Annotated in this window: 18 protein-coding genes; 3 read left to right on the top strand and 15 right to left on the bottom strand. The window is 61.5% G+C overall.

Features of this window, described 5'->3' with window-relative positions; translation table 11 throughout:
• Window positions 1-18: 18 nt before the first annotated feature.
• The 10 genes from B0E42_RS07300 to B0E42_RS07255 all read right to left on the bottom strand — a co-directional run bounded on the left by B0E42_RS07300 (window position 19) and on the right by B0E42_RS07255 (window position 12,773).
• Complete coding sequence (locus B0E42_RS07300) at window positions 19-939, bottom strand: hypothetical protein (protein WP_018603856.1); 921 nt, start codon at window positions 937-939, stop codon at window positions 19-21.
• A gap of 138 nt (window positions 940-1,077) precedes the next feature.
• Window positions 1,078-3,465 carry a hypothetical protein gene (locus B0E42_RS07295; protein ID WP_077506105.1) on the bottom strand — a complete coding sequence of 796 codons (2,388 nt, stop codon included), beginning with the start codon at window positions 3,463-3,465 and terminating at the stop codon, window positions 1,078-1,080.
• Between the two features lie 10 nt (window positions 3,466-3,475).
• The gene (locus B0E42_RS07290; protein WP_077506104.1) at window positions 3,476-4,618 is read right to left on the bottom strand and encodes a hypothetical protein; all 1,143 of its coding nucleotides are present in this window, start codon (window positions 4,616-4,618) and stop codon (window positions 3,476-3,478) included.
• Window positions 4,597-6,042, bottom strand: a complete 1,446-nt coding sequence (locus B0E42_RS07285) for an alkaline phosphatase family protein (protein WP_077506103.1) — start codon at window positions 6,040-6,042, stop codon at window positions 4,597-4,599. The genes B0E42_RS07290 and B0E42_RS07285 overlap by 22 nt, the downstream gene beginning before the upstream one ends.
• Complete coding sequence (eboE, locus tag B0E42_RS07280) at window positions 6,032-7,261, bottom strand: metabolite traffic protein EboE (RefSeq protein ID WP_077506102.1); 1,230 nt, start codon at window positions 7,259-7,261, stop codon at window positions 6,032-6,034. Before eboE ends, B0E42_RS07285 begins: the two co-directional genes overlap by 11 nt.
• The gene (locus tag B0E42_RS07275; protein WP_018603866.1) at window positions 7,258-8,142 is read right to left on the bottom strand and encodes a TatD family hydrolase; all 885 of its coding nucleotides are present in this window, start codon (window positions 8,140-8,142) and stop codon (window positions 7,258-7,260) included. Before B0E42_RS07275 ends, eboE begins: the two co-directional genes overlap by 4 nt.
• Before the next feature lie 39 nt (window positions 8,143-8,181).
• Window positions 8,182-8,955 (bottom strand): EboA domain-containing protein, encoded by a 774-nt coding sequence (locus B0E42_RS07270; protein ID WP_077506101.1) that lies wholly within the window; start codon window positions 8,953-8,955, stop codon window positions 8,182-8,184.
• On the bottom strand, window positions 8,952-9,842 hold the full coding sequence (locus tag B0E42_RS07265; RefSeq protein ID WP_018603870.1) for a UbiA family prenyltransferase: 891 nt from the start codon (window positions 9,840-9,842) through the stop codon (window positions 8,952-8,954). The genes B0E42_RS07270 and B0E42_RS07265 overlap by 4 nt, the downstream gene beginning before the upstream one ends.
• Window positions 9,839-11,713: a 3-dehydroquinate synthase gene (locus tag B0E42_RS07260; protein WP_077506100.1), complete on the bottom strand. Its 1,875-nt coding sequence runs from the start codon at window positions 11,711-11,713 to the stop codon at window positions 9,839-9,841. Before B0E42_RS07260 ends, B0E42_RS07265 begins: the two co-directional genes overlap by 4 nt.
• Window positions 11,714-11,957: 244 nt before the next feature.
• The gene (locus B0E42_RS07255; protein WP_077506099.1) at window positions 11,958-12,773 is read right to left on the bottom strand and encodes a helix-turn-helix transcriptional regulator; all 816 of its coding nucleotides are present in this window, start codon (window positions 12,771-12,773) and stop codon (window positions 11,958-11,960) included.
• 92 nt (window positions 12,774-12,865) lie between these two features.
• Here B0E42_RS07255 and B0E42_RS07250 point away from each other — a divergent pair, with 92 nt between their 5' ends.
• Complete coding sequence (locus tag B0E42_RS07250) at window positions 12,866-13,822, top strand: threonine dehydratase (RefSeq protein ID WP_077506098.1); 957 nt, start codon at window positions 12,866-12,868, stop codon at window positions 13,820-13,822.
• 304 nt (window positions 13,823-14,126) lie between these two features.
• Window positions 14,127-14,630, top strand: coding sequence for a hypothetical protein (locus B0E42_RS07245; protein WP_077506097.1), 504 nt, complete (start codon window positions 14,127-14,129; stop codon window positions 14,628-14,630).
• A 1,295-nt stretch (window positions 14,631-15,925) separates the two neighbouring features.
• On the opposite strand, the gene B0E42_RS07240 is transcribed toward B0E42_RS07245, so the two are convergent.
• From B0E42_RS07240 to B0E42_RS07225, 5 genes are all read right to left on the bottom strand, one after another.
• A complete protein-coding gene (locus tag B0E42_RS07240; RefSeq protein ID WP_168188500.1) occupies window positions 15,926-16,522 on the bottom strand; it encodes a helix-turn-helix domain-containing protein in 597 nt (198 codons plus the stop codon).
• Window positions 16,523-16,569: 47 nt separating this feature from the next.
• Window positions 16,570-16,731, bottom strand: coding sequence for a hypothetical protein (locus tag B0E42_RS31045; protein ID WP_018605147.1), 162 nt, complete (start codon window positions 16,729-16,731; stop codon window positions 16,570-16,572).
• A 121-nt stretch (window positions 16,732-16,852) separates the two neighbouring features.
• Window positions 16,853-17,566 carry an ABC transporter ATP-binding protein gene (locus tag B0E42_RS07235; protein ID WP_018605145.1) on the bottom strand — a complete coding sequence of 238 codons (714 nt, stop codon included), beginning with the start codon at window positions 17,564-17,566 and terminating at the stop codon, window positions 16,853-16,855.
• 3 nt (window positions 17,567-17,569) lie between these two features.
• Window positions 17,570-18,415 (bottom strand): ABC transporter permease, encoded by an 846-nt coding sequence (locus tag B0E42_RS07230; RefSeq protein ID WP_018605143.1) that lies wholly within the window; start codon window positions 18,413-18,415, stop codon window positions 17,570-17,572.
• A gap of 63 nt (window positions 18,416-18,478) precedes the next feature.
• A complete protein-coding gene (locus tag B0E42_RS07225) occupies window positions 18,479-19,471 on the bottom strand; it encodes an aliphatic sulfonate ABC transporter substrate-binding protein (protein WP_077506095.1) in 993 nt (330 codons plus the stop codon).
• 304 nt (window positions 19,472-19,775) lie between these two features.
• Between B0E42_RS07225 and B0E42_RS07220 the strand changes: the two genes are divergently transcribed.
• Window positions 19,776-20,723 (top strand): ABC transporter substrate-binding protein, encoded by a 948-nt coding sequence (locus B0E42_RS07220; protein ID WP_053179235.1) that lies wholly within the window; start codon window positions 19,776-19,778, stop codon window positions 20,721-20,723.
• The last annotated feature ends 188 nt before the right edge of the window (window positions 20,724-20,911 follow it).

The following is a 20,911-nucleotide window of genomic DNA, read 5'->3' as shown; positions in this document are numbered from 1 at the left end:
GGCGATCCTTCGTCATTGTCAGGGTTTGCGCTGCATGAGCTTGTTCCACTGCGCCTTTTGCCCGTTGCTCTGTGAAGCCGGTGGCTCGAACAGTTGGCACGGCGGTGGATTCGCCGGGCACATCGCGGCCACTTGCGCCCAGGTCTGGGCAGGGTCCGGTTTGGCGATGCGGAAGTTGGTGTAGTTCTGGCTGACGATGGGGGCATTGGCGACGCTGGTGTCACCGGAGAAAAAGAACGACTGGGGCTGCCGGTAGGGCGGTTGTCCCGACATCTTTTTGTAGAAGGCATAGCCGAACAGGATCGGCCCCTGCGGCGATTGAAGGTCCAGCGCGTAGGCCTGCACGCTACCGTCGAGGTTTTGGCTGCGCTCGGCGCTGTAGGGCAGGTGCTGGATGAAGTCTTGCCGCGGCGGATGATTCATCGGCGAAAACATGCAGCAGGCCGGCATGTCCTTGGGGCGATCCTGCGGGTAGGTCAGGAAGTAGGCCTTGTTGCCCAGGGACACGAAGGAGCAAGTGTAGTTGTTGTTCTTGATCGGGAAGATCGGCAGGCAGTACTTCTCATAGTGCTCCATCATCGCACCGAAACCATCGCCATCGGCCGGGATATAGGCCGTGTCGTAGTAGCTGGTTCCTCGGGAGACGGTGTAGTCCGCCGGGGTCAGGGTGGAGGGTGGATTGCTGTAGGGCGGCGGGTTTTTTTCGTAGTTGTGCATCACCCGGTACATGGTCCAGTCGCTGATCCAGAACGCCGGGAAAAACGGATCGGAAGGCTCGCCTGGGAGGCGTTTGGCGATGCAGTTGCCGTTCTGTTCGTTGCAGCCCTCGGTGTTGTGCACGCCCATGGTGAAGTACACGGCACCGCTGTCCTGGGCGAACAGAGGCGGGCTGAACAGCAGGATCAACAGCAGCAACCGGTTCAAGAGACTGGTTTTCATAGGTCATTCCTTTGAAAAGTACCGAGTGACACTGGGTGCGAGCCTGTGGGAGCAAAGCTTGCTCGCGATGAACGATAACGCGGTCATTCGAAAGACCGAGGTGCCTTCATCGCGCGCAAGCTCAGCTCCCACACAAGCTCAGAGGTTGTCGTAATCGCTCATCTTGAGTTGTTGTGGCGGATAGTTGCGTTTCACCAGTTTCTTGGCCCACAGCTCCAATACCGCACGGAGGCTCTGGGACATGTCACGGGTGATGGGCATCGAGAGCGTGCTTTCCTCCTGGTAGGGCTTGCTGATCAGCACAATCAACTGGTCGATGGCGCCTTCCACTCGCGCCTGGGAGTTGAGCGGCATGTACTTGTTCATGATCGGGTACAGGTAATAGAAGGTCTGCAGGATGCGTGGGTAGAGGAAACCCTCCCACAGCTGCGTGGCGGCGTTCTGATCCTTGTAGACGGTGTTCCAGTAGTTGATGAAGTCCTGTTGCAGCTGCACGTCCAAGGGCAGGACGCGGAGCGGGGCGAGGAAGTCGATGTAGGCGTGGGGCAGGGGGAAGCTGAAGGGGATGACCGGATCGCTGGTGCCGTCCTTGATGAAAAAGCGCAAGGTCGGGAAGCCCGGGGCCACGGCCCTGAAGCTCACTTGGGCGATGCCATTGGCGTCGGTGGTAGTCGCTGCATAAGAGTAATCCACCGGAGTGGCGTGGACATCGTTGAACAGGGTTCCGGTGGCGTAGACGCCGGCGTCGAATGCCAGGCAAGGGTGCAAGTCGATCGTGACCGGTTTGCCCTCGCCCTGCAGGAATTGCTGATAACCGATCGGGTCTCCGCTGGGTTGATCCATCTTCCGCAGCGCGGTCAGTCGGCGGCCGCTGCCTTCGGCCAGATAGTTTTGCACGGGCGGCGTGTCATTGAAGTGCGGCAGATTGGCCTTGTTCAGGTTCGGGTCGCTTGGGTGGTTGAAGAACAGCGTGAAATTGGCCCCATTGCTGGAGGCCAGGTAGTAGTCGCTGGTGGTCACCATGTAGGGGTTGCCATATTCCGCCACCCACAGCGTGGTATTGGCCGCCGGCTGACCATTTTTCTGCACCATGATGGTCAGTGTCTTGTGGTCGCCCACGTCGATGAAACTGCCGCTTTCTATGACCTCGGCGGTCCAGGTCTGTTGGGCGGCGGCGGTCAGCGGTGTGGCCGGAGCCGGGCTCTTGCGTTGCAGTTCCAATGTACCCGACTGCAAGGCCTTCACTTTGTCGTCGTTGAGTGCGAAGTCCAGCAGGCCCGAGCGTTCATCAAAGGCGGACTGGCGGTACTGCTCGTAACCGAAGTCGGCCACCGGAGTGAATTGATCACCCTCGCGTACACCCAATTGGTAGTCGCCGGCCTGGAATTTTTCTGCGGTCAGGATAGGCGCGGTGGGGTCCACCGGATAGAACGGGAAGGTATTGGTCAGATCCAGTGACAGGGTGTTCCCGGTGACTTGGGCCGACACTACACCCAGTTTGGCCGGTGCGACATCACGAGGTGGATTCGTTTGAATGAGCGGCACGGGGGCGACGGGCACCAGGCGCAGGCCGGCGGGGGCGGTCGGGTATTCGTCGGCGAACCAGAGGCCCAAGGTCGCGGCGGTGCGGCTGTAGGCGGGGTTGAAGAAAATACCGGAAACGTTGTCCAGGCCCTTCTGATACATCGCTTGCAGACGAGCCGTATCCGAGGGGGCGTTGGAACGGGTGTTGACGTACGGGAAGTCGTTGAAAACACCGTTCCTGTCGTAGCAGGTCAGGTAGGTGGAGAACCTGAACATCAGGCCCTTTGCCCCTTGCAGCTTCATCTGCTGCTGGAGGTTACTCAGCAGCGCCGAATCGCCGATGACCCATTCCAGGTTCTCCTGGGGAAAGCAGGACTGCCAGGTGGTGGTGACATACACCAGGCCACCGAAGGCGCCCCAATTGAAATTCAGGAACCGGTCCATCATCCGATACTGGCGATTGAGGGTCAGGCCACAGGTGGTATCCCCCAGCATCAGCTTGTCGAAGTACAACGCGGTGAAGGTGTTCTGCCACGGGCTGACGTCCACGAAGCGCGCGGCAGTCGGAGCGTTGCTGCCAAAGGGATTGCCGAGCAGTTGGTAGTCCCTGCCAACCAGCGCATCCTCGGTGATGTAGGTGTTGGCCTGCAGCTCGCCGCCAATGATCGTCGAGCGAGTACCTTTGTAGCTCACCGTGCCGCAGGCGTTGTCGCCAAACAGATCCCATTCGGCGGGCATGTACGGGTAGGTTTTCGGGTTGGCATTGGTCGGTACCTGCAGCATATAGGCCGGCAGCTCGTCCATTTTCAGCGGCTTGATGGCCCAGGGCATCAGCTGGGTGGGGGCGTTCGCGGCGTTGATGTCGAAGTAGTTCATGAACGGCCAGTTGATGTCCGCGTTGACTGCGTCATACAGCGGGTACACGTCATTGTTGTTGGCCGTTGGTGGGTTCCAGAACATATGGCCGTTGAGGTAGATACGGGGGAAATTCAATACGCTCATGTCATGCTCCTTAGCGTTGCCACTGGGCGCGTTTCAGCGACCAGACAAAGTCCAGTTTTTTGTAGCCATCGAAGTCTGAGGCTGGCAGCGGGGCTGTCGGGTAAACAATGCCGCCCCCTTGGTTCAGGGCGAAATTGAAGTAGCCGTCGTCGTTCGAGTAAGCGGCAGTGCTGTGACAGGCCAGGCAGGACGAGGTGTTCTGGAACGCCGACTCCAGTTGCGAGTTGGCCAGTACCTGGGTGATGGGTTGGAACTCGACCCCGATCAACTCGTACTTCGACAGGTTCCGGTTATTGGCCTGGAAGCTGGCATTGACCGGCTTGGCGGCCGGAGTCGGCCCCGTGGTGTTGGTCATCGGCGCAGGCGGGGCGGCATTGGTGACGGTGTATTTACTGTTGTTGATGTTTTCGAAGGTGGTCCAGACCCAATCGCTGTTCAGTTTGTTGACCACATGCAGACCGCTCAATGCCACATAGCCGACCTGGTAAGTACCGTCGTCCTGCTGGTAGTAGGCCTGGGCAATGTAGTAGCCGTCGTTCACCAGGGTTTGTCGGTAGGTCGTGTCTGTGCCGATCCACAGCCACGCGGCTTTCAACTCCCAGGCGGTGGGGGGGAAGTCCAGGTCGTTGGCCAGGGCGGCCTGGCCATTCATGTTGTAGACCTGCTTCTGCACGACGTAATCGAACGTGTCCTTGCCCATCAGCAACTGAAAGCGTACCGGGTTGCCCTGTTGGGTGTCGGGCACGGCACCGCCCATTTGCAGGATCAGGCCATCGACCTGTTGGGTGGCATTGATGTTATGGAAGGATCGGGACAGGTCCATGCCTTGTGCCTTGGCTTGCGTCACCACCGCGGCCGGGAGCGGCACGGAGCTGTCATAGGTGCCCGGCGGAGCACCGTTGGGCAGGTAGACCTGGTCCGAGGGCTTCATCATCTCCCACACCAGATTGCTGCTTTGCGCGGTGCTGGGTTGGTTCAAGCAGACGAACCAGTTCCAGGCCATGGTCTCGGGACTCTGGGCAAACGCGGTCCGAGTCTGGTTGATGTCTGCTCCAAACTGCAGGAAGTTGCTGCAATCGAAGTTGTTGGTGTTCTGTGCCTGGGCCAAACCGGCCAGGGCACTGAGAACGGTTATGGAAATGGCTCGCCGCATGGAAGCTCCTTGGCATTCGCCGTATCGGCATGAGGGCGCCCCTGGAAGTGTTCCAGGAGCAGTTGCTTCACCGCCGTGGCCGCAAGGTGCTGTGGCAACGACAGATCACAATTGGTGATGAGCAGCGGGCCGGTCTTCTCGCTCGTGGGCAGCCGTCCGTGGCTGCCGCGGACCAGGCGGGTGTCCAGCGGAATCAGGTCCATGTAGTAGCGAAAGCCGAGCTTTTTCTGGAGCAGGCGGCGCGCCACTTTCAATTTCGGGAAGCGAATGGCCGGGTCGATGAACAGCTCGAGCGGGTCGTAGCCTGGTTTGCGATGGATGTCCACGGTGCGGGCAAAGTCGGGAGCCTTGCGCTCGTCGAACCAGTAGTAGTAATCGAACCAGTAACCGGGCGCGGCCACGGCCACCAGCTCGCCGCTGCGCGGATGATCCAGTTGCCAGGCCTGTTGTTCGGTTTTATCCAGTACCTGCTCGATGCCGGCCTGGCGTTGCAACAGCGCCTTGACGCGGGGGATGTCGCGCGCGTGCTTCACGTAGATGTGCGCGACCTGATGATCGGCCACGGCAAACGCTGCACTGGCACCGGGATCAAGCAATTCCCAGGTCAGCGATTGGCGTACCTGCAACAAGCCCTCGGCACGTAACAACCGGTTGATGGAAACGGATTGGGTGACGGCTTCGATCCCGTATTCGGACAGCAGCATCACCGCCGCGCCTTGCGCTTGGGCAAAGTCCAGCAGACGCCCGACTTCACTGTCGATGGCCCGTACCTCGTCGGCAATCGCCGGGTGATCGGGCCCCAGGCGTTGCAGGCTGTAGTCGAGGTGGGGCAGGTAGATCAATTGCAGGTCGGGGCGGTTGAGCTGGAATTCGGCGATGGCGCAATCGACGATCCAGCGGCTCGAGGCGATGCCGGCCGCCGGCCCCCAGAAACCTGGAAAGGGAAATTCGCCGATCTGCTGCTCGATACGCTCATGCAACGAGGCCGGCGTCGAATACAGGCCGAACATTTTGCGGCCGTCGGCCGGATAATGCGGCCGTGGGGTAATGGCGGCGTCCACGTCGGCATACATGTTGTACCACCAGAACAACTGGCTGCAGCGAAACCCGGGGTACTGACGCTTGAGTGTCTGCCAGACCTTTTCCCCCTGGATCAGTGCGTTGGGTTGCAGCCAGAAACGCACTTCGGCCTGATCGCGAAAATACCAGCCGTTGCCGACGATGCCGTGTTCCGACGGTGGCTGTCCGGTAAGGATCGAAGCCTGCACGGTCGAGGTGACCGCCGGGAACACCGGTTGCAGCGTGGCCATCTTGGCCGTTTTCAACAGGGCATTGATGCAGGGCGTCGCGGCACCCAACAGTGCGGGCGTCAGGCCGACCACGTTGATCAGCAGCAGCGGCTGGCGCGCAGGATCAGAGCGCATGGGCATGGGCCTCCAGCGCTTGAGGTTGCAGCAAGCGGCGCTGCTGCAACTGATCCTCGACCCAATGCAACTCCGCCGCGATGCCCTGGAGCTGGGCGTGCTCGGTCGTGGGCCGCAACTGGCTGGGCAGGACGCCCCAGCTGTAGGTTTCCACTTCCAGCACGGGGCGGAAATCCCCATGGTCGGCCAAAAAATCGAACGTCTGCGACAGGGCAAGCTGGCTGCCGCTGAGTTCGGGCAGCAGCAGGTGCTCGCTGAACAGCGGAATGTGGAAGTGAATCCTCAGTTCGGGATGAGAGGCGCGGTTCTGCTCACAATCATCCAGGGCCGCGGGGAGGTCGGCCCAGGCCGATAACCGATCCTGCCCAGCGCGGGCCTTCACTTGATGCAGGTAGGTGGGCTCGGCAAAACCGCTCAATGTCTTGAGCACCTGTTCGCGCCGATGCTCGTCCTCAGGCAGGCGACAAATCAGCGCATTGGATAACTGGATCTTGCCGATGGGGACCTGGGCCTGACGCAATCGGTCCAGTGATTGATAGCAGTCTTCGAACATCACGGCCTGGTGGCAAACGTCAAAGCACAGCGCCAGGTGTTCATGGTGCGGGTCCGTGGCTTGCCAGTGGCGGAAGAAGGCGATGGCCTGGTCGGTGTTTTCCAGCACGCAATCGGGCTCCATCTCCAGGCAGACCACGATCTTCTTGCCCGTCTCACGTTGCAGCCGGGCCAGCCCGGCGGTGAGCTCGCGCAGTTGCTGCTCGGCACGTTGCTGTAGCGTCGGGCTCCAGTGGGCGGCATAGCCCAGCGGCAGGCTGGAGATCACCCCTTGGGCACAGTCCGCTGGCAGGGCCTGGGCGAGAAATCGAGCCAGGTCCAGGCTGTACGCCAGCCGCTGCGGATCGGCCCAGCTGGGCAGGTAGACGTCGGCTTTCACCGCGCCCTGGTGAAATTGGCCATAGGGAAACCCATTGAGTGAGGTCAGGCGTAGTCCGCTGCGTTGCAGCAGGTCGAGGAAATCCGCACGGGTCGGCGCTTGTTGGAGTTCGGCGGCGGCGAGGGCGCTGATCCACAATCCACTGTCCTGCGTGTCGAGCCCGCGCAGTGTGCGTACGGTCTGGAAATGCCGTTCGATGGATGCGCGCAGCCCGCCCAGGTCATGGGTCGGGTGCACGTTGCTGCAATAGCCGATCTGCGTGGCCGTCCAACCCGTGCGGGCACTCATTTGATCACCGGTTCCTGGCCGCGCAGGGCGGAGTTGTCCTGCCACTGCCGTCGCTGATCGATGGGCAGGGGCGTGCTGACCAGGGCTTTGTCCAACTGGCCGCTCTGGGCAAAAAAGTCCACCGGGTTGTGGAACAGCACTTGTTCGACCTGGGCTTCACTGAAGCCTGCGGCCAACATTGCCTGGCCGGTCTTGGGCACCTTGAGCGGGTCGCTGATGCCCCAGTCGGCGGCGCTGTTGACCACCATTTTTTCCGTGCCGTACTGCTGGAGCAGCGCGACCATGCGCTGTTCCGACATCTTGGTGTTGGGGTAGATGGAGTGGCCGCGCCAGCAGTCGCTGTCCAGCACCAGGGGCAGCGTCAGTTCGTTGAGGTGGTCAATGATCACCAGGTGTTCGGCGATGCCGACCTCGCGGATGACGGCGAGCGTGCGTTTGGTGCCACCGATCTTGTCGCGGTGCGGGGTGTGCACCAGCACCGGCAGATTGAATTGCTTGGCCAGCTCCAATTGCGCGGCGAGAAAGCGATCCTCTTCCGGGGTGATGTCGTCGTAGCCGATTTCACCCACCGCCACCACGCCGTCTTTCACCAGGTAGCGCGGCAGAATCTCCAGCACCTCGTTGGCCACCGACAGGTCATTGGCCTCCTTGGGGTTCAGGCCAATGGTGCAGAAGTGATGGATGCCAAACATGCTGGCGCGAAAACGCTCCCAGCCCAACAACGTGTCGAAGTAGTCGATGAAGCTGCCAACGCTGGTCCTGGCCTGGCCCTGCCAGAAGGCCGGCTCGATCACCCCGGTGATGCCGGCGGCGGCCATGTTCTGGTAATCGTCGGTGGTGCGGCTGACCATGTGGATATGCGGGTCAAAGTACTTGAGCATGGTGAATCCTCGTCAAAAAAAGCGGGGGACGGTGGCGCATCAGTTCGGCGAAACGCCGCCCAGGTGCTCGTGCCATTGCGCCGGCAAGCGTCGTTGCTGGCCCAGGCCGGCCAGGCGCTGACGTTGCGCCGGGCTCAGCAAGGCGAAGGCAATGACGTGGGGCAGTCCGGCGGACACCGTTCGTTCGGCGGCGAGTTGTTCGTCCAGCAGGTCGAGGGCCAACTGGTTGAGGGTGACGCTGTGTCGTTGCGTCAGGCCGATCAGGCGTCGTACATCGAGGCCCATGCCCAGCGCTTTCAACACCAGTTGGTTGAAGGCCTGTTCGTTGTAGTGATGCGACGGGTAGGCAGTGTCCAGGGCGAGGGCGGCGAACACCTGGCTGTTGCTGGTGCGCCCGGCCTGGCGTGCAAGCTCCACGCAGGCCCCGCGGCTATCGAGCCAATCAAGGGCCTTCAAGGTGGCGACCTTTTCCTGGTCGTCGCCCCACAGGAACAACTGGTGCAGCAGCGGGACTTGCCCGACGGCGGGCTGCTGTTCCAGCACCTGGGCCAGCAGCAACGCTCGCGCCATTTGGACGTTACTCCAGCCGGCGATATCGGGCAGTGCTCGCTCCTTGAGGTTGCGCTTGCACTGGCTGCTCAAGAGCGCCGAGGTATTGGCGTCCGGGTGTTGGGCAAGGTGCTCCTGTGCCTGACGCCACCATTGCCGCTCGGTTTCTTCGAGCTGACGAATGAAATTTTGCCGTTGTTCGTTCAGGCAGTCGTGGCGCATGTCGAGGGCCGCCGATGCCGCTGCAGTAACGTCCGTGTTCATGTTGGTTTGATCCAGCGCTGGAAATGAGGAAGCAGGAAAAACACCAGGACACATAACAGGCTGCCCAAGGGCTGGTTAGCCACGGCCAGCACCAGGGCATCGAACAGCGGCAGGGCTGCCAGGCCAGCGCCGATAAAGGCGCGGACCTGCCGTTGCCGAGGGTTGGCCAGGTTGTGCCAGTAATGCCAGCCCAGCCAGCCAAGCCATAACAGCAGCACCGGCCAAAACCAGGCGCTGCCTGCATAGATCGCCAAGGCCAGCGGGCTCAGCATCAGGAGCAGGGGGAGGCGGCTGATCAGTTGGTTGCGGTGTTCCTGGCGGGCCAGGTAGGTCAGGCCGCTGATGTAGACACCGAGCAAAATGGCGCAGAGCCAGATCGGTCCCGGTGGCAGCGCCAGACTGGCCGCTGCGGTGAGGTAGAGCGCCGAGCGGCAGGCCCCCATCAGCCAGACGCTGTGGGCGTATTTCTTGTGCAGCAGGTTGTAACCGAGAATGCAGCCCACCAACAGGGTGGCGCTGCCCAGCAGCCAGTGCGGCTGCTCGATCAACTGGCTCAGGCCCAGCAGCGAGGCCGCGGCCAGCACCAGCAACAACGCAGTGGCCAGCCGCACGTGCTGGCGGCTGACCAGGCCCAGGGTAATGGGGCGGGGGTTGTGGTGTTGTTGGTCCCAGTCGGCGTCCAACAGGTCGTTCAACAACATGCCGGCCAGGTACAGCAGCGACAGTGCCGCCAGCAGCAGGAGCCACACCAGGGAAGACGGCGGCGCCAGGGCCCCGGCGCTGCTGGCGAGCAGGGCGGCGGCCAAGGTGTTGGTCCACACCGTGGGCAGGTTGGAGACACGGCCGAGGGTCAGCCAGGTCTTGAGGTTCGGCGCCGTCTGGTTCATTGCGCACAGCGCTCGTTCAGGGTCAGCGCAAGCTCGACCTGGGTGGACAGCCGCTGCAACGCCTGCTCCATTCGCGCGGTATCGATTTCATGCAAGTCCACCGACTCGCCGATCCGGCTGAGCATAGGGATGGAGAGTTGCCCACCCAGATGCTGGCGGAACTCCTCCAGCCCCAGCAAAACCTGCGAGCGCCCCAATGGATCTTTCAAGGTCAGTTCTGGCGGGTTCAGGCAGAAGCCGAGCTTGAGTAGCAGGTTCAGCACCCGTTCGGTGTCACTGTCGCTCAACAACCCCAGGGCATTGGCATAAAGCCCATCCAGGGCCATGCCCACCGCGACGGCTTCACCATGGCGCAGTCGGTGCTGACTGAGATTTTCCAGTTTGTGAGCGGCCCAGTGGCCGTAGTCCAAGGGCCGCCCGTTACCGCGTTCGAACGGGTCGCCGGCACCGGTGATGTGCGCCAGGTGCAATTCGGCGCAGCGGCGGATCGCATAGCGGCTGGCCCCATGTTCGAAATGGGCGAGGGCGTCGGCCTGTTGCTCCATCCACTGGAAGAACGCCTGGTCCTTGATCAGCGCGACCTTGACCGCCTCGGCCAGCCCGGCGATCTGGTCGCGCCGGGTCAGGCTGGTCAGCAATTGAAAGTCATTGATGACTGCGGTGGCGGGATAGAAGGCGCCGAGCAGGTTCTTCTGGCCGAAGGCGTTGATGCCGTTTTTCACACCGATGCCGGCGTCGTTCTGGGCGAGCACGGTGCTGGGGATGCGAATCAGGCGAATGCCGCGGTGGAAGGTGGCGCAGGCGTAGCCCACCGCATCCAGCACCGCGCCGCCACCGAGGGCCAGCACATGGCAATGCCGGTCCAAGCCATGTTTCAGCATGTCGGTGTACAGCCGCTGCAACACCTGCGAATCCTTGCTCGACTCGCCGGCCGGGACCGCGATCGGCGGCGCCTGCAGGTGCAGGTCTGGAAAATGGCTGGCGAAGTAGGCGTTGATCTGTTCCAGCAGGTGCGGTGCGCTGTGCAGCAGTTGTTCATCGGCAAATATCAACACCGTGACCGGGCCTCTGTGGCCGGCCATGAGCTGGCGGTGCAGGCAGGGATTGAGCGGATCGAATACATGATCGGTGAACACCACCGGGTAGTCGTAGCTGACCTTGAAGCGCCCGTGCAACAGTTGCTCCGCGTCGCTGCGGCGAAGGCTTTTGAACAGGCTGTACCCGGCGATGAACAGCCCGGGCAATACCATGCTGGCGAGCAGGGTCACCAACAGCGCGTTCTGCTCGACGAGAAAGGTGCCGATGGCGCTGTAGGCCAATGCCAGGCCAGCATTGGCCAGGGTGGTGACCAGGATGAAGGCGCGCAGTGGGTAGCGTTGCATCCCGGCGGCGACGACCGAGGTTTCCGCCAATACCGGGACCCCGCGCAGGCAGATCAACGACAGTGTGCCCAACCGGTACGCCAGTTGCCCCGGCTGGCGCTGATGCAGGCCGAGGCGGCCGGACAATAAGCGCAAATAGCCGGCTCCCAGGGCATAGCCCAGCCCGGCGCCCAGGCACAGGCCCACGAAAATCGCCAGGTAACCCCCCACGCTGCCGAGCATGGCCACGGCCAGCAGCGCGACCATGCTCGATGGCACCGGCAGCGCCACGTCCAGCGCCAGCAGGGCGATCAGCAACAACGCCAGGTAGAGTTTCTGCGCGGGCGTCGAGGGCTGGTACAGGTTGAGATGGGTCAGGAAGTCCTGGATCTGTTGTTCGAACAACAGGAAGCTGGCGATCACCAGGGCTGAAAAGCAAACCAATGACAGCCAGAAATGTCCGGCTGCTCCTTTTTGCGAGAGCAAACGATACCCACGGCCATGCTTCATCAAGCATCCCTCTTGTGGTTATTGACTGATTCCGTGTCAGTAATTGAAAGCAACGCCAAGTGTGTGTTTTAGGCCAATAGACGCTCTCGCCCGAGGGGCTGTTATGGGTGGTGTGTGATGTGGTCGGAGACAGGTTTGAATCTAGACGGCCAGTGTGTTTTTGCAAGGCGATCTGATGGCAATTTGATTTTGGGGCGCCACTTCGGACCTCAGATGACTCGCATCTGCCGCTTGTCCCGTTCGTTCAGGGCCTCGAATACCCACGCAACTGCGCCGGGCTGACGCCAAGGCGTTGCTTGAACAGCGTGGTCATGTGCGCCTGGGAGTTGAAGCCGCAGGTGTGCGCGATGTCGGTCAGGCGGGCGGTTGAATCACACATCAGCGCCCGTGCCTTGGCCAGGCGCCGATCGATCAGGTAGCTGTGTGGGCTTTTGCCGGTCGCCTGTTTGAATGCCCGCATGAAATACCCTTCGGACAAGCCAAGCAGGCCGGCCATTTCCTTGACCCCCAGCGGACCGTCGAGACCGGCGTCGATGAACTCGTCGAGCAGGCGCATTCGTCCGCCGGTGATGGACCCTTGTACGGAGGCCGAAAACGTCTTGTGCGCCTTCACCCGTTCAGCCAATCCGAGCGTCCAGGCTTCCCAGTCATCGTCTGCGGTGGCACGCAGCAATGCGCTGCGCATTCTCAGGGCGAGGGGGGTGGCCTGCGGATCCATCCGGTTGTTGAACGCCTGTTCCCCCGGCAACGCCATACCGTCGGTGCGCACGACCCGCAGGTATTCACCGCCCCTGGGGGATTCGGAGAACACGTCGCATTCGGCGGGGACGAAAGCCAGGCCGTTGGGGATCGCTTCGAAGGGTTGCACGCGGTCGCTGCCGATGGCGTGCAGGCCGCGCTGGTTGTCGAAGGCGAAGCCGATCGCCGACTGGGTCGCGACATAGCGGGTGGCGTAGGCGCAGCCGGGCAGCAATTCGATCGCCCAAGGCCCTGCCTCGATGCGACGGACCGGTTCGGACTGGGGCGGCTGTTGGCGGTTTCGAGGGTTCATGACCAGCATAGTAGTGAAGAGAGGGTCAGAAAGTCAGGTCAGTTTTCTGAAAGCCCGCCGGTGGAGCCCTGATTAGACTGGGCAAAACCCGGAGGCCCATCATGCACACACTGACTCGCGACGATATTGAACAAGCTGCCCGCCACTTATACGAAGTCATGCCCGCCACCGCCCAGTACGCCTGGCCCTTGTTGGCTGAACGGCTGGGTTGCACGGTGTGGGTCAAGCACGAGAATCACACCCCGACGGGGGCCTTCAAGGTACGCGGCGGCCTGACCTTCGTGCGCTGGCTCAAGCGCGAGCACCCAGAGGCAAAAGGCATCGTCACGGCGACTCGCGGCAACCACGGCCAGAGCCTGGCGCTGGCGGCCAGCGCATTGGGTTTGAAAGCGTTGATCGTCGTGCCGCAAGGTAACTCGGTGGAGAAGAACAACGCCATGCGCGGTTTTGGCGGTGAGGTGGTCGAGTATGGCCGCGATTTCGATGAGGCCCGTGAAGAGGCCGCGCGCCTGGCCCAAGCGCATGGCCTCTATCTGGTGCCGCCGTTCCATCCCGAGTTGGTCAAGGGCGTGGCGACCTATGGCCTTGAGCTGTTCAACGCGGTGCCGGACCTGGACACCGTCTATGTGCCGATAGGCTGTGGCTCGGGGATCTGCGCGGTCATCGCCGCCCGCGACGCCTTGGGCCTGAAGACCCACGTGGTGGGCGTGGTGTCCACCGAGGCCGTCGCGGCGAAGTTGTCGTTTGAAGCGGGCAGGCTATGCGAGACCGCTTCGGCGAATACCTTTGCCGACGGCCTGGCCGTGCGCAGACCCGTTCCCGAGGCCTTTGCCATCTACGGGGCCGGGGCGGCGCGAATCGTAGCGGTCAGCGACGCTGAAATTGCCGGGGCCATGCGGGCGTATTACACCGACACCCACAACCTCGCCGAAGGTGCCGGCGCTGCCGCCTTGGCAGCGCTGATGCAGGAGCGTGAAACGATGCGGGGGAAAAGGGTGGCGGTGATTCTGTCCGGTGGGAATATCGACCGGCCGGTGTATGCGAATCTGATTGGCTGAACCCAGGCTTGCCGCTGTGGCAGGCGTTTCCACGCAACAAGTTTAGATCGATTATTTCTTACGGTTATTTATATAGGTTTGGATGGCATATCCATGACCGGATAATCGAAGCTGTCGTAGGGTAAATGTCTGCAATGGAAGCGCAGGGCATGCAGCAGCAGACGACTCTGCGCGCGTCACTCCGGTAAGCCTGCTTGAACGTTCATTCCTGCTGTTCGACCGTCATCTTGTCGGGCCCGGGCCAATCCTTAGAATCCGCCCCATCAGCCTCATCCGACTCTCGAACCTTACAGGGAACACCACCATGATGAATGCCATGCAGATGCCGATGAACGCCAACATGCCGATGATGCCAATGATGGGCATGCCGATGATGATGGCGACCATGACCTGCGAAATGATGGATGACGGCATGCTGTGCAAAATGATGCCCGCTGCCGGCATGGACATGGCCATGTTCAAGAACAGCGCCGACATGATGCAGATGATGATGAACTGCGGCATGCCAATGATGATGCACTGCGGCAACATGAGCATGATGTGCATGTCCCCGGCGAGCATGGCCATGCCGATGGCGAGCATGATGATGCCAATGCCGATGATGGGCATGCCGATGCCGTCGATGAAGTGTGTGATGGAATGCACGGTGATGGCTGACTGCATGATGTGCAAAGTCATGCCGATGGCTGGCATGAACATGGACATGATGAAAAGCTGCTGCGCCTTGATGATGAAGATGATGAACGACTGCAGCATGCCGATGATGATGAGCTGCAACGGTATGCCGATGATGTGCTGCACCTGCTGATTCGTTGCTACGGTCAGTGGGGAGGCCTGGCAGTGCGGTGATGTTGTTTACTTTGCCGTTAGTGGGGATTTTGGTATTCCGTTCTGAGGTTTTTTTCAGGCGGTGTGTATATCCGTTTCTTCGGTAACGGCCACTGACGGTTCCGCTCTTACAGCGGCTCACTTTTGAGAAGCGCAAAAGTAAGCAAAACGCTTCTGCCCCACCACTCGGCACCTCGCCTAGGCTCGGTGTGCCCTCACTCCGGCATTGCTCCGTGGGCCGCCGCGAAGGGCCATCCATGGCCCAGCGCGGCTACCTCGGCATCCATGCCGAGGTGCCCACTGCGCAATGCCTGCGTTCGGCCATCGTGGTTAACGGGGCGCCGAGATCAACGTCTACCGCGAGGCGGCCTAGTAGCCGACCTGGCTCCTCCCGGTCATACACCCGTCAGTTCTGTGGGAGCAAAGCTTGCTCGCGAAGAGGCCGGCACATTCAACATCTTCATTGACTGAACCCCCGCTATCGCGAGCAGGCTCGCTCCCACATTCAATCCTCGGTGGACACAAAATTCATATCCAACACAGACCTCCTGTGGGAGCAAAGCTTGCTCGCGAAGAGGCCGGCCCATTCAACATCTTCATTGACTGAACCCCCGCCATCGCGAGCAGGCTCGCTCCCACATTCAACCCTCGGTGGACACAAAATTCATATCCAACACAGGATCCCTGTGGGAGCGAGCCTGCTCGCGAAGAGGCCAGCAAGCCCAACATCCATGTGACTGAACCACCGCCATCGCGAGCAGGCTCGCTCCCACATTCAACCCTCGGTGGACACAAAATTTATATCCAACACAGACCTCCTGTGGGAGCGGGCTTGCTCGCGAAGAGGCCGGCCCATCCAACATCTTCATCGACTGTGACACCGCCTTCGCGAGCAAGCCCGCTCCCACAGGAGGAACGCGGTCACCCAGAGCCAGGTCGGCTATCAGGCCGCCTCGCGGTGGATGTTGATCTCGGGCGCCCCGTTAACCACGATGGCTGAACGAAGGTATTGCGCAGTGGGCAACCCGGCATGGATGCCGGGTTAGCCGCGCTGGGCCATGGATGGCCCTTCGCGGCGGCCCACGGAGCAATACCTTCGTTCAGGCATGCCGAGCCAAGGCGAGGCACCGAGTGGTGGGGCATGAGCGCTTTGGTTACTTTCGACTGGGCCGGCTTCCGGGCTTTTCGAAAGTGAGTCGCCGTCAGGGCGAAACCCTAAGTAGCCGTTACCGCAGAAACGGATATACACCACCCTGCTATACACCACCCTGCCTTTCAGTCCAGGCGTTCCGGATAGGTGACCACCAGATACGCCACCGCTTCACTGTCGGCCGGGTTGCGATAGCGGTGAGGCTGGTCGGCATAGAACAGAATCGAATCGCCCGTGGAGAGCAGGTAGCGCTCGTCGTTGACGCTGATCTCCAGCACACCTTGGGACACCACCAGGTTTTCCTGGACGCCAGGCCCGTGCCCTTCGGACTGGTCTTCGCCCAAGGGGCTCAGGCGCAGCTCGTAGAATTCCGACTGGCGTGCCACATCGAACGGAAACAAGGCGCGGCTGACGAACGCGCCATTGGCGCTGACCAGGCGTTTGCTCTGGCTGGCCGACAGCACCTCCACCCCTTCGAAAGCCCGGTGTTCCAGGAACGCGGCCACCGACACCTTCAAGCCCTTGGCGATTTTGCACAGCACCTTGATCGACGGCACACTGCGTCCGGATTCGATCTGCGCCAGCATGGCCCGGCTTACCCCGCACTGGCGGGCGAGGGCGTCGAGGGACAGGTGTCGTTTGCCGCGCAGGCGTTGCAGGTTCTGCGCAACCCGTTCGCAGATCGGATCCTCATCCAAGGCTTCCAGGTGACTGAGGTCCACTTCGGGTTCATCGGTACTCGCCAAAAAGCGCGAGGGTTCCTGGGCGCTCACGCCTGGTACGTCCTGGTCGGCTGGGACGCCTGAATCCACTGGAACGCCTGGTAACCGGCATTACGCGCGTACATTTCCCACATAGCCCGGGCCAGTTGCTGGGCCTGCTTGCGTTTGCGGAATTGGACGAAGTCGATAACGTTGTCAGTCGGTTTCATAAGGCACTTCACTGTCGTGACCAATGGGACGGGATGAGCTGAGAGTACGTGGTTATGTTTATAACCATAAATACTGATTGTTTATTTATTAATGCTTTTGTGTTCTTAGCGAGACGCCTGATCAAATCACGTGGGCGCGGTGCAATTCGGTCAGGGCCAGCGCCTTGAGTCGGGCCAGCAACGGGTCGCGCCGGTCACGCGGGTGGTCCAGTTGCACCGCCAATTCTTGGCGAATGCGGCTGGGGCGGTTATCCATCACCAACACCCGGTCGCTCAGGTACAGCGCCTCGTCGACATCATGTGTCACCAGCAACAGGGCGATGGCGTGCCGCTCGGCCAGTTGCAGCAACAGGTCCTGCAGTTTCATCCGGGTGAAGGCATCCACGGCGCTGAAGGGCTCGTCCAGCAACAGCACCTGTGGTCGCGAGTACAGGCCGCGGGCAATCGCCACCCGTTGCGCCATACCGCCGGACAACGCCTTGGGCAAGGCATCGGCAAAACCCGTGAGGCCGACTTCCTCGATCAACTGCGCGACCCAGGCCTGGTCGTAATGGTCGTCATCGCTGAAGCCGATGTTCTGCTGCACCGTCAGCCAGGGCATCAACCGCGGTTCCTGAAACACAAAGGCCAATTGTTCGGTGTGGCTGAGCAGTTGCCCTTCAAAGTCCTTTTCCAGGCCGGCGACTATGCGCAGCAAGGTGCTTTTGCCGCAGCCGCTGGGACCCAACAGGCTCACGGTTTCCCGAGGCTGCAATTGCAGGTGGATGTGATTGAGCACGGTGGTGGCGGCGAAGGTCTTGCGCTCGACGTGGATCTCCAGCAGGGCTTGGGTCATGGCTCATTCCTCGGTGCCGTTAAAGGTGTCGCGCCAGGCCAGGAAGCGTTTTTCCAGGCCGGCAAGCATGCCGTCGCTGAGCTTGCCCAGCAGGGCGAGCACGATGATCGCCGCCAGCACGATGTCTGGGCGCGAGGTTTCGCGGCCATCGCTGAGCAGGTAGCCCAGGCCTTTGGTTGCGGCGATCAGTTCGGCGGCCACCAGGAACATCCAGGCCAGGCTCATGCCGCTGCGCAAGCCGGTGAACAGGCCGGGCAGGGCGGCCGGCAGGAGAATCCGGCGCACCAGACGGCGGCGGCTGAAGCCGTACATGTGGCCGACCTCCACCAGTTTGCGGTCGATGTTGCGAATCGCCGCCACGCCATTGAGGTAAACGGGAAAGAACGCGCCGATGGCGATCAGTACCACTTTCGAGGTTTCGTCGATGCCCAGCCACAGAAGGAGCAATGGCACCCAGGCCAGGCTGGGGATCGAGCGCAGACCGGCGAAGGTCGGCTCCAGATAGGCCTCGGCTTCCCGGCTCAGGCCAACCCAGGCGGCGAAGATCAAGGCCAGGCCAGCGCCGATGGCAAAGCCCAGCAACACTCGCAAGAGGCTGGCGCTGATGTGTTTCCACAGCGCACCTTCGGCCAGGTCGCCGAGGGTCAGGGCAATCTCGCTGGGGGCCGGCATCTGGTAGGCGGGCAGCCAACCGATGCGCACGATGATTTCCAGGAACACGATGATCAGCACCGGCAGGGCCAATCCCTTGAGGCGCAGCCGCCAATGGTCGGGATTGAACAGCGGCGCTTTGTCCGGCGCGGACAGGGCCAGGCGCGGGCTGGAGAGGTCTTTGCTGTTGCTGCTCATGGCGGTTCTCCGGCAACGCCGAATCCGCGACAGGCGCGGATCGGTTGTCGCTTGGGCAAGGGGTTATTGGCGGGCCACGGCCTGCTGGCGGCCGGTGTCGAGCAATTGATCAATCACCTGGTCGACATTCACCCCGCGACGTACCAACTCTTCGGAGACCAGGATCGGCGCGGCAGCCTTGGAGGCCAGCACATCCTTGGCACTCAACTGCGGACTGCCCAGATCGGTGCGCGACAGTTGCAGCTTGGCCACTTCCAGCGGCAGGCCGGATTCGTCGGCCAATAATTTAGCCAGTTCTTGCGGATGCTCCACCGACCACGCCCGGGCCTGTTCGTAGGCCGTGAGCACGGTGTTGATGGTCTGCGGATGCTCCTGGGCATATTTTTCCGTGACGCTGACCACGCCGTAGCTGTTGAAGGCCGGGTTGCGATACAGCAGGCGCGATCCAGCCTGTACTTCGCTGGCGGCCATGTGCGGGTCGAGACCGGCCCAGGCGTCGACGTCGCCTTTTTCCAGGGCGGTGCGCCCGTCCGGGTGCTGCAGGTGCACCAGCTCCACATCGTCTTTTTTCAGCCCGGCCTGTTGCAGGCTGCGCAGGGTGAACAGATAAGGATCGGTGCCTTTGGTGGCGGCGATTTTCTTGCCCTTGAGGTCGGCGATCGTCTGGTACGGCGAATCCTTGCGCACCACCAGGGCGGTCCATTCGGCGCGGCTGTAGACATACACCGATTTGATCGGGCTGCCGTTGGCCCGGCTCAGCACCGCGGCGAGGCTGGCAGACGAAGCGAAGTCGACGCCGCCACTGTTGAGGTATTCCAGGGAACGGTTGCTGCCCTGGCTCAGGACCCAGCTGACCTTGGTCTGGGGCAGGGCTTTTTCCAGATAACCGAAGTGCTTGAGCACCAGGCTGACCGGTGAGTAATAGGCGTAGTCCAGGTGCACTTCGGCCGGAGGGCTTTCTGCGGCCAGGGCCAGGGACGGCAGGCCCAGCGCCAGGGCGCAGGCGCTGATCAGGTATCTGGCGCGGGCCAGGGAGAAGCGGACGTCGGGTTTCATGGAGCAGCTCCAGACAAGGCGGCGGGAAGGCAATGTTCTTATTTCCGAAAAAACGGACGGCGGGAGGAAATCGCGCTTGAAAGGAATATTGCAGGCTCTGTGCCATAGCCCGGGAAAGGGCGGTTTTGCGGGCGTCGCCATGGGGTGAAGGCTTTAGGGAGGTGTTGCCCAGCCAACAGTCTGTTGCGGCACTGTTGCGCCCTGGACACTGGCTGTTTGTGACTCTTAGCTTATGCGTTAAAAGAATTTCAAATGTGAATTACGAGAGCGTTATGTTCTATTAAATTCATTCAGGAATGTCTTCATGAAGGTCTCCCAATCCCTGCGCCGTCTGCTCCTCAGCACATTGTTCGCCGCACCGTTGGTCCAGGCCAGCGAGCCGTTGGTATTGCACGTCGGTGACCAGAACTATTACAACGTACGGGCGTCGGTGGAGGCCTCGGGTGTGCTTGAGGGCGCACCTTACCAAGTCGACTGGAAACACTTCCAGGCCGCCGCGCCCTTGGCCGAGGCGCTGAGTACCGGCGATCTGGACCTGGGTTTTCTCGGCGATTCGGGTTTTCTGTTCCTGGCTGCCAAACAGGCGCCGGTCAAGTTGATCGGTGTTTCGCGGCAGAACCCGGACACTATCGCGTTGCTGGTACCCAAGGATTCACCGGTCAAGACCATCGCCGACCTCAAGGGCAAGAAGGTAGCCTATTGGCCCGGTGCCTGGAGCCAGCAACTGACCCTGCGCGCCCTGGAGCAGGCCGGTTTGCCGGAGAACCATGTGGCATTCGTCAAGCTGATGCCGATCGACGCGGCGGCGGCCTTGCCCCAGGGCAGCATCGATGCGTTTCCGGTGTGGGAACCCTACATCTCGCAACAGATTCTGTTTTCCGGCGCCCGGCCGATCCTGACGGCGAAAAACCTCATGCCCGGCCTCAGCGCCATTGCCGCTTCGACGCCGGCCATCGACGGTAAGCGCGAAGCCATCGCCGACTTTCTCGGGCGTGTGAAGCAAGCCCGCGCCTGGGTCGACAACCACACCGACCAATACGCGGACCTGTGGGCGAAAAAGGCCAATCTCGACCAGAACGTCTCGCGTCATTGGTTGCGCCAGGCACACATGAGCGTCGGCCCGGTGGACCAACAGGCTGCCGCCGATCTGCAAAGCACGGCGGACTTCCTGTTCAAGGTCAAGGCGCTGCCGGCACCGCTGGCCACTGCGGGGATTATCGACAGATCCTTCACCCAGGCCTTGAGCGAATAAACCGAGCCCCGTCCGCAGGCCTTTGTGGGAGCGAGCCTGCTCGCGATAGCGGAGGGTCAGCTGGCAAGGATGTTGAATGTGCCGCCGCCATCGCGAGCAAGCTCAGCTCCCACAGTTTTCCGGGGTGATCATGAAATTCGAGCTACACCCTGGATCCCCTGTGGGAGCGAGCCTGCTCGCGATAGCGG

Source organism: Pseudomonas sp. A25(2017), assembly GCF_002001065.1.
GTDB lineage: Bacteria > Pseudomonadota > Gammaproteobacteria > Pseudomonadales > Pseudomonadaceae > Aquipseudomonas > Aquipseudomonas kilonensis.
Note: the sequence above shows the minus strand (reverse complement) of the source record. Positions and strands in the feature narration are given on the sequence as shown.

Coding starts and splice junctions, on each gene's coding strand:
- B0E42_RS07230 (WP_018605143.1), bottom strand. CDS start 18,415: ATGAGCAGCAACAGCAAAGACCTCTCCAGCCCGCGCCTGGCCCTGTCC.
- B0E42_RS07270 (WP_077506101.1), bottom strand. CDS start 8,955: ATGAACACGGACGTTACTGCAGCGGCATCGGCGGCCCTCGACATGCGC.
- B0E42_RS07275 (WP_018603866.1), bottom strand. CDS start 8,142: ATGCTCAAGTACTTTGACCCGCATATCCACATGGTCAGCCGCACCACC.
- B0E42_RS07285 (WP_077506103.1), bottom strand. CDS start 6,042: ATGCGCTCTGATCCTGCGCGCCAGCCGCTGCTGCTGATCAACGTGGTC.
- B0E42_RS07255 (WP_077506099.1), bottom strand. CDS start 12,773: ATGCTGGTCATGAACCCTCGAAACCGCCAACAGCCGCCCCAGTCCGAA.
- B0E42_RS07225 (WP_077506095.1), bottom strand. CDS start 19,471: ATGAAACCCGACGTCCGCTTCTCCCTGGCCCGCGCCAGATACCTGATC.
- B0E42_RS07235 (WP_018605145.1), bottom strand. CDS start 17,566: ATGACCCAAGCCCTGCTGGAGATCCACGTCGAGCGCAAGACCTTCGCC.
- B0E42_RS07265 (WP_018603870.1), bottom strand. CDS start 9,842: ATGAACCAGACGGCGCCGAACCTCAAGACCTGGCTGACCCTCGGCCGT.
- B0E42_RS07290 (WP_077506104.1), bottom strand. CDS start 4,618: ATGCGGCGAGCCATTTCCATAACCGTTCTCAGTGCCCTGGCCGGTTTG.
- eboE (WP_077506102.1), bottom strand. CDS start 7,261: ATGAGTGCCCGCACGGGTTGGACGGCCACGCAGATCGGCTATTGCAGC.
- B0E42_RS07300 (WP_018603856.1), bottom strand. CDS start 939: ATGAAAACCAGTCTCTTGAACCGGTTGCTGCTGTTGATCCTGCTGTTC.
- B0E42_RS07250 (WP_077506098.1), top strand. CDS start 12,866: ATGCACACACTGACTCGCGACGATATTGAACAAGCTGCCCGCCACTTA.
- B0E42_RS07260 (WP_077506100.1), bottom strand. CDS start 11,713: ATGAAGCATGGCCGTGGGTATCGTTTGCTCTCGCAAAAAGGAGCAGCC.
- B0E42_RS07295 (WP_077506105.1), bottom strand. CDS start 3,465: ATGAGCGTATTGAATTTCCCCCGTATCTACCTCAACGGCCATATGTTC.
- B0E42_RS07245 (WP_077506097.1), top strand. CDS start 14,127: ATGATGAATGCCATGCAGATGCCGATGAACGCCAACATGCCGATGATG.
- B0E42_RS07220 (WP_053179235.1), top strand. CDS start 19,776: ATGAAGGTCTCCCAATCCCTGCGCCGTCTGCTCCTCAGCACATTGTTC.
- B0E42_RS31045 (WP_018605147.1), bottom strand. CDS start 16,731: ATGAAACCGACTGACAACGTTATCGACTTCGTCCAATTCCGCAAACGC.